The organism is Nocardia sp. CY41 (genome assembly GCF_009829325.1).
Lineage (GTDB): Bacteria > Actinomycetota > Actinomycetes > Mycobacteriales > Mycobacteriaceae > Nocardia.
Map to the genome: position 1 here is coordinate 19,898 of NZ_VUOS01000042.1, position 13,561 is coordinate 33,458.

At 63.0% G+C, this 13,561-nt stretch carries 20 protein-coding genes; 15 read left to right on the top strand and 5 right to left on the bottom strand.

Annotated features, from left to right (window positions below; all coding sequences use genetic code 11):
* The first annotated feature begins 271 nt into the window (after positions 1–271).
* A complete protein-coding gene (locus GVY64_RS33585; protein WP_236567453.1) occupies positions 272–1,393 on the top strand; it encodes an alpha/beta hydrolase in 1,122 nt (373 codons plus the stop codon).
* Between the two features lie 37 nt (positions 1,394–1,430).
* On the opposite strand, the gene GVY64_RS33590 is transcribed toward GVY64_RS33585, so the two are convergent.
* Positions 1,431–1,991, bottom strand: coding sequence for a TetR/AcrR family transcriptional regulator (locus GVY64_RS33590; RefSeq protein WP_159850225.1), 561 nt, complete (start codon positions 1,989–1,991; stop codon positions 1,431–1,433).
* A 114-nt stretch (positions 1,992–2,105) separates the two neighbouring features.
* The gene (locus GVY64_RS33595) at positions 2,106–2,381 is read right to left on the bottom strand and encodes an integrase core domain-containing protein (protein ID WP_159850227.1); all 276 of its coding nucleotides are present in this window, start codon (positions 2,379–2,381) and stop codon (positions 2,106–2,108) included.
* 50 nt (positions 2,382–2,431) lie between these two features.
* On the opposite strand from GVY64_RS33595, the gene GVY64_RS38260 reads away from it, so the two are divergent.
* Positions 2,432–2,578: a hypothetical protein gene (locus GVY64_RS38260; protein WP_236567454.1), complete on the top strand. Its 147-nt coding sequence runs from the start codon at positions 2,432–2,434 to the stop codon at positions 2,576–2,578.
* Between the two features lie 342 nt (positions 2,579–2,920).
* Here GVY64_RS38260 and GVY64_RS33605 read toward each other — a convergent pair whose 3' ends face one another.
* On the bottom strand, positions 2,921–3,280 hold the full coding sequence (locus GVY64_RS33605; protein WP_201298277.1) for a hypothetical protein: 360 nt from the start codon (positions 3,278–3,280) through the stop codon (positions 2,921–2,923).
* Positions 3,281–3,645: 365 nt separating this feature from the next.
* Here GVY64_RS33605 and GVY64_RS33610 point away from each other — a divergent pair, with 365 nt between their 5' ends.
* Complete coding sequence (locus GVY64_RS33610) at positions 3,646–4,851, top strand: tyrosine-type recombinase/integrase (protein ID WP_159850229.1); 1,206 nt, start codon at positions 3,646–3,648, stop codon at positions 4,849–4,851.
* Positions 4,852–5,221: 370 nt separating this feature from the next.
* Here the strand turns inward: GVY64_RS33610 and GVY64_RS33615 are convergent, their stop codons facing one another.
* Complete coding sequence (locus tag GVY64_RS33615; RefSeq protein WP_159850231.1) at positions 5,222–5,845, bottom strand: helix-turn-helix domain-containing protein; 624 nt, start codon at positions 5,843–5,845, stop codon at positions 5,222–5,224.
* Positions 5,846–5,952: 107 nt separating this feature from the next.
* Here GVY64_RS33615 and GVY64_RS33620 point away from each other — a divergent pair, with 107 nt between their 5' ends.
* From GVY64_RS33620 to GVY64_RS33665, 10 genes are all read left to right on the top strand, one after another.
* A complete protein-coding gene (locus GVY64_RS33620; protein WP_268895699.1) occupies positions 5,953–6,291 on the top strand; it encodes a helix-turn-helix transcriptional regulator in 339 nt (112 codons plus the stop codon).
* On the top strand, positions 6,288–6,527 hold the full coding sequence (locus tag GVY64_RS33625) for a helix-turn-helix domain-containing protein (protein WP_159850233.1): 240 nt from the start codon (positions 6,288–6,290) through the stop codon (positions 6,525–6,527). Before GVY64_RS33620 ends, GVY64_RS33625 begins: the two co-directional genes overlap by 4 nt.
* A gap of 152 nt (positions 6,528–6,679) precedes the next feature.
* Entirely contained in the window at positions 6,680–6,994 is a 315-nt protein-coding gene (locus GVY64_RS33630; RefSeq protein WP_159850235.1) for a hypothetical protein, read from the top strand.
* Positions 6,995–7,098: 104 nt separating this feature from the next.
* Positions 7,099–7,488, top strand: a complete 390-nt coding sequence (locus GVY64_RS33635) for a hypothetical protein (RefSeq protein WP_159850237.1) — start codon at positions 7,099–7,101, stop codon at positions 7,486–7,488.
* Positions 7,485–8,459 carry a helix-turn-helix domain-containing protein gene (locus GVY64_RS33640; protein ID WP_159850239.1) on the top strand — a complete coding sequence of 325 codons (975 nt, stop codon included), beginning with the start codon at positions 7,485–7,487 and terminating at the stop codon, positions 8,457–8,459. Before GVY64_RS33635 ends, GVY64_RS33640 begins: the two co-directional genes overlap by 4 nt.
* Positions 8,460–8,473: 14 nt before the next feature.
* Positions 8,474–8,956 (top strand): hypothetical protein, encoded by a 483-nt coding sequence (locus tag GVY64_RS33645; protein ID WP_159850241.1) that lies wholly within the window; start codon positions 8,474–8,476, stop codon positions 8,954–8,956.
* Entirely contained in the window at positions 8,953–10,575 is a 1,623-nt protein-coding gene (locus GVY64_RS33650) for a DnaB-like helicase C-terminal domain-containing protein (protein WP_159850243.1), read from the top strand. The genes GVY64_RS33645 and GVY64_RS33650 overlap by 4 nt, the downstream gene beginning before the upstream one ends.
* 72 nt (positions 10,576–10,647) lie before the next feature.
* The gene (locus tag GVY64_RS33655) at positions 10,648–10,887 is read left to right on the top strand and encodes a hypothetical protein (RefSeq protein WP_159850245.1); all 240 of its coding nucleotides are present in this window, start codon (positions 10,648–10,650) and stop codon (positions 10,885–10,887) included.
* A gap of 67 nt (positions 10,888–10,954) precedes the next feature.
* Entirely contained in the window at positions 10,955–11,608 is a 654-nt protein-coding gene (locus GVY64_RS33660) for a hypothetical protein (protein ID WP_159850247.1), read from the top strand.
* A gap of 107 nt (positions 11,609–11,715) precedes the next feature.
* Entirely contained in the window at positions 11,716–11,934 is a 219-nt protein-coding gene (locus tag GVY64_RS33665) for a hypothetical protein (RefSeq protein ID WP_159850249.1), read from the top strand.
* Between the two features lie 144 nt (positions 11,935–12,078).
* Here the strand turns inward: GVY64_RS33665 and GVY64_RS33670 are convergent, their stop codons facing one another.
* Entirely contained in the window at positions 12,079–12,453 is a 375-nt protein-coding gene (locus tag GVY64_RS33670) for a hypothetical protein (protein WP_159850251.1), read from the bottom strand.
* 65 nt (positions 12,454–12,518) lie between these two features.
* Here GVY64_RS33670 and GVY64_RS33675 point away from each other — a divergent pair, with 65 nt between their 5' ends.
* A complete protein-coding gene (locus tag GVY64_RS33675) occupies positions 12,519–12,881 on the top strand; it encodes a hypothetical protein (protein WP_159850253.1) in 363 nt (120 codons plus the stop codon).
* Entirely contained in the window at positions 12,865–13,221 is a 357-nt protein-coding gene (locus GVY64_RS33680) for a hypothetical protein (protein ID WP_159850255.1), read from the top strand. Before GVY64_RS33675 ends, GVY64_RS33680 begins: the two co-directional genes overlap by 17 nt.
* Positions 13,222–13,561: the final 340 nt, after the last annotated feature.

Here is a 13,561-nt window from a genome sequence, read left to right on the forward strand (position 1 = left end):
GACCGGATGGACGGCGAGCGCGTGGAAGTGTCTCGAGTCGAGGTCTTGGCACGATCCTGCTGGTCACATGGTTGATGCCGCAGCTGGGGAGCTGACCTGAAGCGCTCGGTAACGCCGATTACAGCGCGATTGGAGGTTCGGGTTGCCGCCAACTCAGATCCGTGACCCCGACGACTTCTTGACTGATGTTCAAGAAGCCCTTACCGTAACCGCGACCTGCTTCTTGGATGACGTCCAAGAAGAGTGGTGGTGAAGCGGGAGGACGCGAGTCATGGAAATGAGTGGGCCGGCCGATCGGCACGAGTCGGCAGCGGTGCGGCGGCGTGAGGTCTCGTTCACCTCTGGCCAGGACGAGTGCGCGGCGTGGTTGTACACCGCGCCTGACCTGAACGGCCCGCGCCCGATGGTGATCATGGGGCACGGGCTCGGGGCGGTGCGGGAGATGCGCCTGGATGCCTACGCGGAACGGTTCGTCGAGGCGGGGTGGTCGGTGCTGGTGTTCGACTACCGTCACCTCGGGGCCAGCGGCGGAGCGCCGCGCCAGCTCCTCGATATCGGCAAGCAACGCGCCGATTGGCATGCCGCCCTGGCCTTCGCACGCACACTTCCGGAGGTCGATGTCGACCGGATCGCGTTGTGGGGCAGCTCTTTCGGTGGCGGACATGTCCTTCAGGTCGCTTCCGAAGACACCCGAATCGCGGCGGTGGTGGCCCAGTGCCCCTTCACCGACGGACCGGCGTCGTTGCGCTCGCGTATCCGGACCGGCCCGCTGAGCGTGGTAGCGCTGACAGGGGCGGGCATCCTCGACACGGTCGGTTCCTGGTTCGGCGCGAAGCCGATCCTGGTGCCGATGGCGGGGACGTCCTGGATGCCCGCGTTCGTGGCCTCACCCGACGCCCTCGCCGGTGCTTCCGCACTCCTGCCTGCGGGGACCCGGCTCTCGCGGCGCACCAGCGCGTTGTTGAGACGGCTGCCGTCGGTGCGGGCTCAGGTGTCGAAGAACATCCAGCTGACCGAGATCGACGGTGGGGAAGAACCCGTGACCGGTGTCGGTCGCGACAGCATGTGGGGTGTACTGCGCGGCCCGGACGGTGAATTCGATGCCGCCAACGCCCTGGCCGCACGGCTGGTGCTGCACCTTCCGCTCGATCGGCCCGGTCGCGCGCTGGCTCGCTTCAGCACTCCGACGCTGCTGTGTGTCTGCGACAACGACGCGGCCGCGCCCGCGAAGACCACGAAGCGTCGCGCGCAGGGCCTGGCACACGTGCAGATCCAGAACTACCCCTGCGACCACTTCGGCATCTACCTGGGCCAGCACTTCGAACGAGCCGTGCGTGACCAACGCGATTTCCTGGCAAGACATTTCGACAACACCGCACGCAACACGCAGTAGGTCGCCCCTGGCTCGTGGACGTGCGGAGAGCAGGCACTCAGTCGGCGGCTGCGGCAAGACTGCGAGCGCTGTTGAGCAACGTCTCGATCACCACGCGCCGCTGGGCCTGCTCCGTCGGATGCGTCAGCAAGCCCTCGACAACGAAAACGCCGATCGCGACCAGCGGATCCAGTTCGGCAGCGGGCACGCCGAGCTCGATCAGTTCCGCCCGGAACAATCCCTCGGCCAGCGCGTGGAACTGCTCGTGCCATTCCTGAATGGACGCGGACTTCTCGGCGCGCATGTGCACCGTGCTGACCAACCGCCCCAGTTGCTCCAATTCCTCGACCAGCCACAACAACCGATCAGACAGCCCCGAGCCCAGCAGTTCGCTGTAGGAGGCCATCGAGTCGGCCAGGACCGCGTCCAGAACCGCGATCAATACTGCGTCCTTGTCCTGGAAATACCAGTACAGCGTGTTCGACACCACTCCGGCGTCGCGGGCGATCCGCGACATCGACGCCGCGTCGTATCCCTCCTCGACGAACAACCGCCGAGCAGCCACCACGATTTCCGCGCGCTTCTCTTCCCGATCCTGCGGACGTCTGTTGCGAGGCATCTCCAGTCCTGACCTAGTGCCAGCCCCGATGCTATCTTGACCAGCCTCCAAGAAGGGCCCCGGCAGGGGAACCGTTAGGAAGGCGACGGTCCGACGAACATCCTCAAATGCCGCTTATCGAACGCTTTTCCCCTGGTCATGATCAGTGAAGGCCATGCTGGATACTCGGTCGTCGATCGCTTGGTGCGGCCTGATCGTGTTGGATGTGACCCGGAATCGATGGACCTCCATATCCAGGGCATCGCCGTCGGCGATGACGCCGCGGAACAGGTGTTCGAATTTCAAGGTAGCGAAAAATTTCTCGATCCCACCGTTCGTCTGAGGCGACCGGACCCTGGCTCGGGCATGCCGCAACAGCGGATCCGGCCCGTCGAACGCAGTCTTGAACACCTCTCCGCGGAAGCAGGGGCCATTGTCCGACACCACAGCGATCGGCGCCGGTGCCAAGCACCGGCGACGGCGTCACCGAGGGCAACGGCAGCATCCCCGGCTTCTACCACGCTCTGGTCGGCAAGATCCAAGACGAGTTCGGCAGCAAGCTACCCAACGGCAACAAGGACAAGCTCGCCAAAGCCGCATCCACCTGAAAGACCTTCGCCGAACACCCCACCATCACCGGCGCCCCCGCCCGAATCACCGCAAACAGCAACATCTTCGACGACATCCAGGACAAGAAGGGCCTCGAAGCCCTCCTCGGACACCTCACCACACTGAACAGCGGTGCCACACAACTCGCCGCCGCATCCGTCAACCTCGCCGCACCCGTCGGCGAATACAGCGAAGCCACCGCCGATGTCCGCGACAAATTCAAAGAAGCGGTCACCAACGCCCTGGTAGCGGCCGGAGCCGCACCGGCTGCGCATCCGCGATCTCGGCGACCGGATAGCCGGCGGCTGTGGGGCCGTTGAGCCTCCAAGTGCGCGGCGATCTCAGCCGATGACGAACCGGTTCCTGAGGTTGGCCATGCGGTCCGAGATGACCAGGTCGAACGTCCGGAGCGCGCCGTCGTTCGAGACCTCGCCGCGGTTCTCCAACACCGACCACAAGCGCGCACGATCGCCGCCTTCGCGGATGAACACGACCCAGATGCGCGGCGGGACGACAGGGAAGATCCGGGGGTTCGTCGACTGCTGGCTGGTGTACGCCAGGATCTCTGCGTCCGATGAGTCCGCATGGATGCCCTGCAGGCCGGTGTCCTCGTGCTCCTTGACGTACGCGTGCCGGATCACCTGCGCGTCCGCGGGCTCGATGCCGGCGCTCCGCAGGATCGGTCCCAGAGTCAGTGTCATCCCAGCGCTATCGCCCCGAACTCGTCGCGGAATCTCTCCGCATCGTCCGACACTTCACTAAACCGACCCGTACTGGTAGCCAGCCATACGAACGCTGAGGACTTCCGGAGGTTCCAGGTTCGGATACGAATCCGGCCTCCAACCGTGCAGGATGAACTGCTGGTCAGAGGCCGTTTTCTGCTCCCCCATCTGGACTCGAACCAGAAACCTGCCGATTAACAGTCGGCTGCTAATACCTGGCGCGAGCTGCCCATTCTCCGAAAAGTGCTGGTAGGGACAACTTTATGGTTAGACCGGTCTAGCCCTGTCTTGCCTATCGTATGCTACAGTTAAGCTACAGCCATCGGCAAGGGGATGGAGTGAATATGCCTCCGAATAAACGACGTCGGCCGCGCGGCGAAGGCGCGTTCTACAAACGCAAGGCCGACGCTCTCTGGATCGGCGCCATCGCGTACGAAGACGACGACGGACAGAAGCGCCGCGCCACCGTGTCGAGTTCCGACAAAGCGATAGCCATGCAGAAGTTCCGCGCTCTGCGTACGGAGATCGACGCCGGGACCTACACGCCACAGGCCCGGATGACCGTTGAGAAATGGCTCACCTACTGGGTCGACGAGATAGTCAAGCCCAACACCGAGCCGAAGACCTACAAGGGCTACAAGCAGATCATCGACAACCAGATCGTGCCCTACGTCGGCAAGACCAAGCCACTGCCCGTCACGCCGGCAGTCGTGCGCGGCAATCTGAAGTGGGTGGGCGAGAAGTGGTCGGGCCGCATGGTGCAGCTCACGCACTTCGTCTGGCGCAAGTCGATGGATGACGCGATGAGGGAGAACATCGGCGTTCGCACCAATCCCGTCGAGCACATCCCCAAGCCCAAGGCCGCACCCAAGGTGTCGGGCCAGGCCCTCAAGTCCGACGATGCACGCAAGGTGCTACTCGCCGCGATGGACGCCGGGGATCCGATGGTCACGCGCTGGGCCGCGGCGTTCATGCTCGGCGCCCGACAGGGTGAGTTGCTGGGTTTGGAGTGGGACCGCGTGAACCTCGAAGAGCTGACTGTGGATTTGAGTTGGCAGTTGCAGGCCATGGCCACCAAACCTGGCGCGTCGCTCGACGATCCCGACCGGTTTGATGTACCGCCCGGCTACGAGATTCGGCCGCTGTATCGGAAGTTCGCGCTGAAGAGACCGAAGTCCGAGCGTTCGAAGCGTCTCACCCCGTTGCCCCAGCCATTGGCTGCGATCCTCGCGGAGTATAAGAAGACTGCGCCGCCCAACCCATATGGGCTGGTGTGGGTCACCGAGAAAGGCAACCCGATCCCGCAGAAGTACGACAACACGTGGTGGCATGAGGCACTACAACGGGCGGGGGTCCCGGATGTACGCCTTCACGATGCTCGCCACACGGTGGCGACTCTCTTGTTGGAGATGGGAGTGGAAGAGTCAGTTCGCATGGCGATTATGGGCCACTCTTCCGTCGCCGCGCAGCGCATCTATGCGCACGTCGATCTATCGCTCGCACGCAAGGCGCTTGGCAACCTGGACGGACTACTGGCTATTGACCAGTAAAGACAGCCGGACGGGTTCGTGGGCAACCACCGTCATGACGACCGTGGGTTGCTACAGGCGACAAACCCACTCTCCGCCTCGAAGGCGGAAAGTGGGTTCACTCCGGTTGGGAGGTCCCCGCTTCGAGTTCAGCGACCCAGGCCCACACCGTCCGCGGGTTCCACCGCAGATGGCGACCAACACGGATAGGCCGAGGACCGTAAGCCTTCTTCTGCCACTCGTAGACCGTGTACTTCGGGACCTTAAAGAACCTGCACATGTCGTCGATGTCCCACAACATGTCAGGCTCGAAGTGTCCATTCGCAGGCATGGAGGCAGACAGTAGGTCGATGGACCGTTGTGAGCAGGCGACACACCCTCGGCGGGCCGGCTAAAAGACGTCCGGGGCGGGTCCGGAGTCGTCTGCATCCACCCCTTCGCCGGGCAGCCGCACGACATCGTGGGCGACCAGGTCGACGAGCCCCTGGAGGTCGTCGCGCTGGTAGGGCTCTTCGGCTTCGAACGTCTCCCGCCAGCCTTTGCGAGAGATGCGGCCCATTCGCTTCCCGACCCACTTTAGATAGTCGTCTGGGACTTTCGGACTGGAGTACTCGTGGTCGGAGACCGTGGGCAGCAAGTCTGGATGATCGCGTAGCAACCGGTCGACCTGAGAGAAGGCCCAGGCCATATCGCAAAGTGACTTGCGTGCGTCGTGCATACTTTTGTTTGCTTCATCGCGGGCGTTCTGTAGCCGCTTGTGCGTCGGCTGCAACTCGAAGACCAGATCGGCGATGTCAATCTCAAGTATGTCTGCGATGATCGCAGCTTCCCCGAGGCCGGTTCGACGCCTTCCGGTCTCCAGCCGTGTGATGGCAGTCGGGTCAAGTCGGATACCTCTTTCGCCCAGCGCGTCGGCTAACCGACGCTGAGACCACCCGAGTTCTTGCCGCGACTCTCGCACCGCTTCAGCGAACGCAGCCTCAAACAACTCGACCGTACTTCGCTCCTCCTGCATGATTCGCAGCGTACTGCTTGACACGCAGCAAATCAATGTGCTTCACTACTTATGCGATCATCGCAGCGCGCTGCGATCTCAACATCACCTGAAGGAGGTCACGCAGGTTGGTCGCGACACACCCTTATGAATCCCCTCGCCTGCTCACCTATGACGAGGTTGCGGAGATGACTCGGCTCCCAGTCGGAACGCTCCGCTACATGCGGCACAACGGCTACGGCCCGAAGTCGTTCAAGCTCGGCCGACAGGTCCGCTTCGACTACGAAGATGTCCTGGACTGGATCGAGGAACAGCGCAAAGAAGGCCGCAGCAAGTGCACCTGCAACGAGAACGGTACCCTGCCCAACCGCCAAGCTAGCCAGGGTACCGCCGTCTCCAAGACTCGCACCTTTTCCAACAAGAACGGGCACGAGCCAATTAGCCACTCTACAGCAGGCGCAGCATGAGTAAGGCAACCCTCGCCCGTCTCGGCGCCGTGAGCACTGAGCAGAACCGCGCCGAACGACGCCGCATCCGCTACGGAAAAGGCGAAGCCGCCCAAATGCTGTCGATCTCGCCCCGCCAGCTGGACCGCTTGCGTGAGCGAGGCGCAATCATCGCCCGCATAGACGGCGGACGAGTGTTCTTCGACCATGACGAACTCGTCTCGTATGCCAAATCGCAGCCTGCGGAGGTCGCCTAGGGGCCGACGCCCCTAGCAACCATTCCCCCACACCGCCAGCCGACCCCCCTCGGCTACGCGGCGCCACAACTGGACCCCGTCGCGGAGGCGGCAGTCCAGCACCTTCCTGCCCGCACAGCCCGCGGGCACACCCCTCGCACCCAGGAGTCGAGATGACCACCGCCACGAACATTGTCGTTCGGTTTACCACCACGCTCGGCATCGGCACGCCCGCAGAAGACGCGTTCGCCTTCAACCCCTTCGAGCTGAAGCGCGCTGCGGGTGACCAGACCATTCAGAAGATCAAGGGCCGCAAGCCCGCCCGGCTCACCGCCGAAATCGACATCGACTCGGATGGGCTCGCCACGATCCGCCCCCGCTTGGGCTACACGCCCGACGACCTGATCCGCATCCTCGGAGTCGCGGCCGACGCAATCGAAGTCGAAGCCTTCGCCAACACCACGATCGAAGTCCTCGACGAGTTCTGAGCCCAAATGAAGTGGGGCGCGATGGCAGTCGCGCCCCACTTCGGAGTTCTCGCTGCCCGCTGTACGAGATTGCCCACCCGCCAATATACGGGAGACGCTTAGCTTTGAGCACCAGCAATGACTTTACCAGCAACTCCGAAGCTGGTCAACGCATTCCGACGGATATCGACGCACCTGAAGTGGCCGTTGATGGTCTTTCTGACGACGGCAACCCAATTCCTATACGGCATTCTCCTGCCGTACAGAAGGCTTTCGAAGAATGGGCGCGCGGATACACGCCCACGATTGCGGCGCAACGGCACTTCAAATCGTTGTTCCGGACGGCCTTCACACTCGCCGTGGAGCGTCTCCTTGAGCGCAGCGAGGAAGCAGACGAACTCGAATTGCTGGAGCTGTACCGGGAACTCGGCGAATACCTCGAACGGCGCGACGCTCAACTCCGAACTGATCTCGCGGGTGACCGCTGGGTCGACACAGGAAGGGCGGCTGCGTGAGCATCGAGGCTTGGAAATGGGCGTCGACCTATATTCCGCCGAAGACCTCGCCGAAGATGAAAAGCATCGGCGGCGCGGAGCTGTTCGTACTCTGCATCTTCGCGGACTACGCGGATGAGCAGGGCCGCGCGTCCTACCCTTCGCAACTTACTGTCGCATACCGGGCACGCTGCACCGAGCGCAACGTCACAGAGATCGTCAAGAAGCTCGTCGACGCTGGCCTACTGGTGAAGTCCCCTGACCAATCCCCTGCCGCTGGGTTGCCCGCGGACAACCGGCCGATCGTCTACGACTTGCCGATCAATCTCGTTCGCCCCGACACGATCGACCAATGGCGCGAGGAAAAGCGGGCACGGCTCGCCGAGCGGGCTGAGAAGCGTCGTCAGAAGAAGGCGGTTGCCACGGGCGGCGACACCGACGATGCCATTCGGACCGAAGTAACGCGTAACAACGGTCCGAAGCAGGACGTAACCACGGACCGAAGTACCGCGCATCCACGGACCGAAGTGGAACGTTCCCACGGACCGAACCACAGTTCGGACAAACCATCCTTTAAACCATCCACTGATCCATCCCTTAACCCGTCGCGCGCGAAGGACGATCGAAAGCGGCAGCCACGCCGCGCTCCCTCGGAGCAAGAGTTGATGAACGAGCCCGGCTTGCCACGTGATCGACTCGGCTGGCCGATCGTTCGCGAGCTAGTTCCAGACCATCTCCTCACGGACGCGACTTGCGCCGACCTCTGCAAGCGGATCGGCCTCCTACTGCGCGAGGGCAAGCCCGAAGACCTTGTGCGCAAAGCAGTGACCTCATGGGCCACCGATCCGAAAGCCGAAGCCCCCGCCTCGATCGGCTGGCACTACACGAAAGTCGCCAAAGCTGCCACCGCCGAAGCTTCCCCGGCCGACGACCCCCGCGCGCGCCTGCTCGCCAGGATCGGCCAGCCCCAGCAAGCCCAGCCCGCAGCCTAACCAGGAGCACCCCCATGCAGCCCACCCCCGAAATAGTTCACATCGCTTGCGACGTCCTCGAAATCGCCGAACGGCTCGACCGCAAGAACATCAAGTTCGACGACCCCACGTCGGAAGCGTGGGCGTACTGCTTCGCCGGTCAGCCCGTGTGGCCCAGCGAAGCCAGGGCCGCGGTCTACACCCACTATCAGCAGGCCAACGCCTTCCCGATCAAGCCCGGTGACGTCATCGCCTACTGCAAGCGGCAGCCCGTCTGGTCGTCGGCCGACCACGTGAACGACTTCCTCAACACGTGGTCGCAGTACCCCAACGGCCGCGCGATCGAGGATTTCAGCGGGATACCGCAACCGGACTTCGAAGCACCCGACGACGTTCCGCGCGAGGAACGACGCGACTACCGAATCCGGCAGCTCACCCAGTGGATTGACGACAACCGCAGTGAGCTGGTCGCAGCCATCCTCCAGAAGCGTCACAAGGTCGCGGCGGTGGACCTGTGATTGCCTTCCAGCGCATCGTCGACGCATTCCGCGCCCAGGGCCTCAACGTCAAAGACAACGGCCACGGCCGAGCTGCCGCCCAAGCGCCCGGACACTCAGCCGCCGACCTGTCCGTGTCCATCCGCGACATCGGCGAACAGGTGCTCTTGCACTCCCACTCGGATCCAACAGACGTGGTCCTCGAAGCAGTCGGCCTCACCCTCGCCGACCTATTCGATACTCCGCGTGGTGCCACCTACGAATACCCCGACAACCGGACCGTCTATCGCACACCGAGCAAGCAGTTTCGGCAGTCCGGGAACACCCACGGCAACAGCTTGTTCCGCGTCGACACCCTAGCCAATGCCTCCATCGTCTACGTCGCCGAGGGCGAAAAGGACGTCCTCGCGCTCGAATCGGCGGGCGCCGTTGCCACGTGCACCGCAATGGGCGCAGGCAAAGCCCACCTGTTCGACCTGACCCCGCTGCACGGCAAACAGGTCCGCATCATCCGCGACATGGACGCGCCCGGAAAGGCGCACGCCGCACAACTGGTCGAACTGCTCGACGGCCACGCCGAGGTGACCGTATGGGAACCAGCAACGGGCAAGGATGCCGCCGACCACATCGCGGCAGGCTTCACGCTCGACGACTTCAAACAGTCTCACAGCTTCCAGAAGCCGCCCCTTGTGATCATGCTGGAAAAGGCATTGGCGGCAGCGCAAGAGCTGCCAGCAAACGACGTGATCGCGACACTGCATAGGCAGCTTGCGGCCTTCACTGCCGCCGAGCAACCGGACCATCTCCGGGACTTCGTCGACCTCATCCCCGAGTGGATGGAATGGGTCACCGCACCGCCCGAGATGGTTCGCACGATCGCGTCACCGTGGCCCGAGGTTGACGAAGTGCTGAACGGCGGTATCCAGCCCGGAAAGTCATACCTGTTCGCCGGACGTCCAGGCGGCGGCAAGTCCCTCGCCCTCACCAACTATGCCGCCTATGCGGGCATGCGTGGCTACCGCGGCTTGTTGGTGTCGGTCGAAATGGGCGCGATGGAGATCATGTCGCGGATCATGGCTGACCGCAGCCGCACGTCATACAGCCACATCACGCAACGACGGCTCGACGACTTCGAACTGGGGCGAGTTTCAGAATTCGCCACTGACGCTCATGATGTGAAGCTGAAGATTTGCACCAAGACGCCGATCACCGTTGATGAGATCCACGACATTGCGCGTCGCATCAAGCACACCGAAGGCTTGGACTTCGTCGCCGTTGACTATGTCCAGTTGTTGAAGGCGTCGACTAAAAGCATGCCCAGGCAAGAGCAGATCGCGGACATTTCGCGCAACCTCAAGGTGATGGCGGGCGATCTCGACGTTGCTCTCATCAGTGCGTGCCAGCTGAACCGTGGTGCGGCGAAGGACAAGCGACCCCCGGAGCTTTCCGACCTCCGGGAAAGCGGCGCGCTGGAGCAGGACAGCGACACCGTGATCCTGATCCACCATCCGCAGATCAACGACCAACCCACCGGCGATGTGGAATTCCACATCAAGAAGAACCGCGACGGGCGTGAGTCGATCGTCACGCTCGACTGGCAGGCGCATCAAGCCCGCATCGCCTCGCGCGGCCAAGCCTAGCCCTAGAGCGGCGTCGGCGGGGCGAATGAGCGTCCCGCCGATATCCACATCCATCCACAACCAGGAGGACAAATGACCGAGCCCATTCCACAGCCCACCGCATACGTCGTCGCGCGCCGCGAACGCGTAGAAGGGCCTTGGTACGCCGATGGGGACGGCGGCGTCGAGCACGCGACCTACGACGAAGCCGCCGAAGCCTGCACCACCGCCCGCATGCAAACCGGCGTCAGGTACGAGATCCAACCCGTGTACGCCCCAGCGCCCGAACCCGAGCCGGAGCCCGACCCCGAACCGCCCGCCAGCGACAGCTGATTCAACCTTCAGCGAGCCAGAGGGTACGCGAAAGTGCGTACCCCCACGCCCAATCAGGAGGACCCATATGGCTATTGCGCCGTGCCAGCATCCCGACTGCCGCGACGTCGACGGCAATCCCCGACTCACCCACGACGGCATCTGTGAAGGCTGCCAGCGGCGCACAGCGCGCCTGCTCAGTCGACTCGTCACGGACTGGGTACACCTGCACGTTGACATGCCGACGCCGCCGCGCCGCAAACGCGCCGAACGAACCAGCCGCACCCGCGAATATGGCCACCCCGCCGAGTGGGCTTCTGTCACCGCGGCGCAGATCGCCCGTGCGCTGAACGAGATCCACGCCGACCTCACAGCGCTCCGCGGCGAAACACTCGCCCCAGACGTCTGGGCTTCCGAACTCGTCCGCGTGCGCGCCGCCTGGACCTACCTGGAGCCCCGGACGGCGGAACTCGCTGCCCTACCCGACATCCGGGACCGCATCGTCGAACTGCGCGACCTGCACGGCCAAATCCGTTCCCGGCTTGGCCTGACGAAGCCGCGGCAGATCCTGCCGGCGCCGTGCCCGGCATGCGAATTGCGGACACTGCTGCGCACCATCGAGCCGCACAACGACCAAATTCAGTGCGGGAATTGCGGGCATCTGATCCAGAATGACCACTACGAGTTCTACACTCGCGTGATCTTGGACACAATTCTGGAGAAAACACCCGAAAACGCTTGAAATCGCGAAACGGTGTGCTAATATGATTTCACACCTGTGCGTGTAGTTCAGGCTGCTCAAAAACAGTCGCCACGCAGAAATCAGGGCCGGACGTCCACAGGAGACACATGGACGCGATTCTCGGCACCGATGGAATCGAAACACTACTCAACACCATCGAAGCCTCGGCAATCTTCGGCGTACAAGCCGCCACCATCCGCAAATGGGCCAGCCTCGGCAAAATCGAAGCCCAAGGCCAAGACCCACAAGGCCGGAAACTCTACCGACTAATCGACCTCGCCCGATACGAGAAGCAAACACGCCACGCAGCCGGACGAGACACATAACCCAAAGGGTCGCATCTCAGATTCGGCCCCAAAACTCGTGGGACCGGGCTCCTGGTGTGTCCCACGACGCCCCCGCTAGACGCTGGAACCGGAAGCAGGCGGGCCGGAGCTGAGCACCTCCGAAATCAACTGCTCATTCTCGTTCTACGGCTGACCGTCCCGGACTTCAAGTCGGAACACCGCAGGCAACGCATCCTGACCCTCTATACGGCACTGGAAGGCATACCAGCCCAGTCCCGCATTGGTCGGGAACCCGAACGGCATCATTGCGAACATCCCGCGGTCTGGAATCGACATATCGCCGCGAAGAATGTCCCGTTCCAGACCATCCGGACCGATCATCCGGATAACCAACTCGTACACCCGCCCGACGTCGTCCGGGCCAGTATCAAGCAGCAGCACTAGATTCGCCGGCGGCAGCGGCAAGCTCGTCCACGCCCATGCACCACCGAAGACGTTCAACTTGCCATCGTCGCGCATCTCTGCGCGATCAGCGAGGAACGCACCAGTGATGACCATCGGGGATCGCCTCCTTTGCTTGGTCCGCCCAGCCTACGCGTCACACCCGGCAACAGAGGAGCGTCATGCCCGAACTCGCCCAACACCTCACCCTCGACCTCGCCAAGAAAAAGCTGTACATCGACGGCATCGACTTCCCCTGGTACATCAGCGGAGACGGGCTGACCATCAACAACCTTCCCCCTTCGGTCTACATGCCCTCCGTGACGCTCACCTTCTACCCGAGGGACGTCAAGATGGACTGGGCGAACAAGAAGCTGTGGGTCGACGGACAGGAATTCCCCTGGCTGATCAGCGAGGAGGGGCCGATCGTCGAGAACATCGATACGCCCGATGCACTCCCCAGCGTGACCCTCACATTCTTCGTGCGCAACGTCGAGGTCATCCCCAAGAACAACCCGGAGCAGGCCATTGAGCACGCCGCATGACGACTACAAAGTTTTGACGCTCAATCTTTCCGAACACCAGCCAAAGCGGCCAACGCTCCGGCAGGTCTGGAAGCGCGAAACCCGGCTCGGCAAAACCCTCGCCGCAACCGTCATCGCCCTTGCCGCACTCGCCGCGGTCAACATCACCGCCTGGACCGTCAACGGAATCCTCGGCAGCGGCTTCGAATACGACAACATCCGCAGCAGCGTCGCCAGCATCACATTCGCGACCGCATTCATCGGCTACCTGTACTGGCGCCGATACGCCCTCCGACTCGAAACCGAAAGTCGTCCCGGTGCGCTACTCGGCCGGAACACGGTCGAACTGATGATCTTCTGATGCGCAGCTGGATACAGGACCGCATCGACGCAATCACCCTGCGCGTCATCCAGGCGTTGATCCGCATAGCCCGAATCCACATCCCCTGAGTAGGACCACAAGCCATGGACATCGACCTGGACACCATCGTCACCGTCATCCGCGTAATCCTCGCCCTGATCGAGCTGTTCGCCCGATGAGCCGCAAGAGCACAGCACCCACCCCGGTAGGCGTTGAGGTTCCCCCGCTTCCTTGGAGGGCTTTGAGCATGGTCCGATAGGACCGGGAAGGAGCCCCGCGTGGCAGCACCGAAGAAATACCCGGACGAGCTGAAGGCACGAGCGGTCCGGCTGTATCTGGA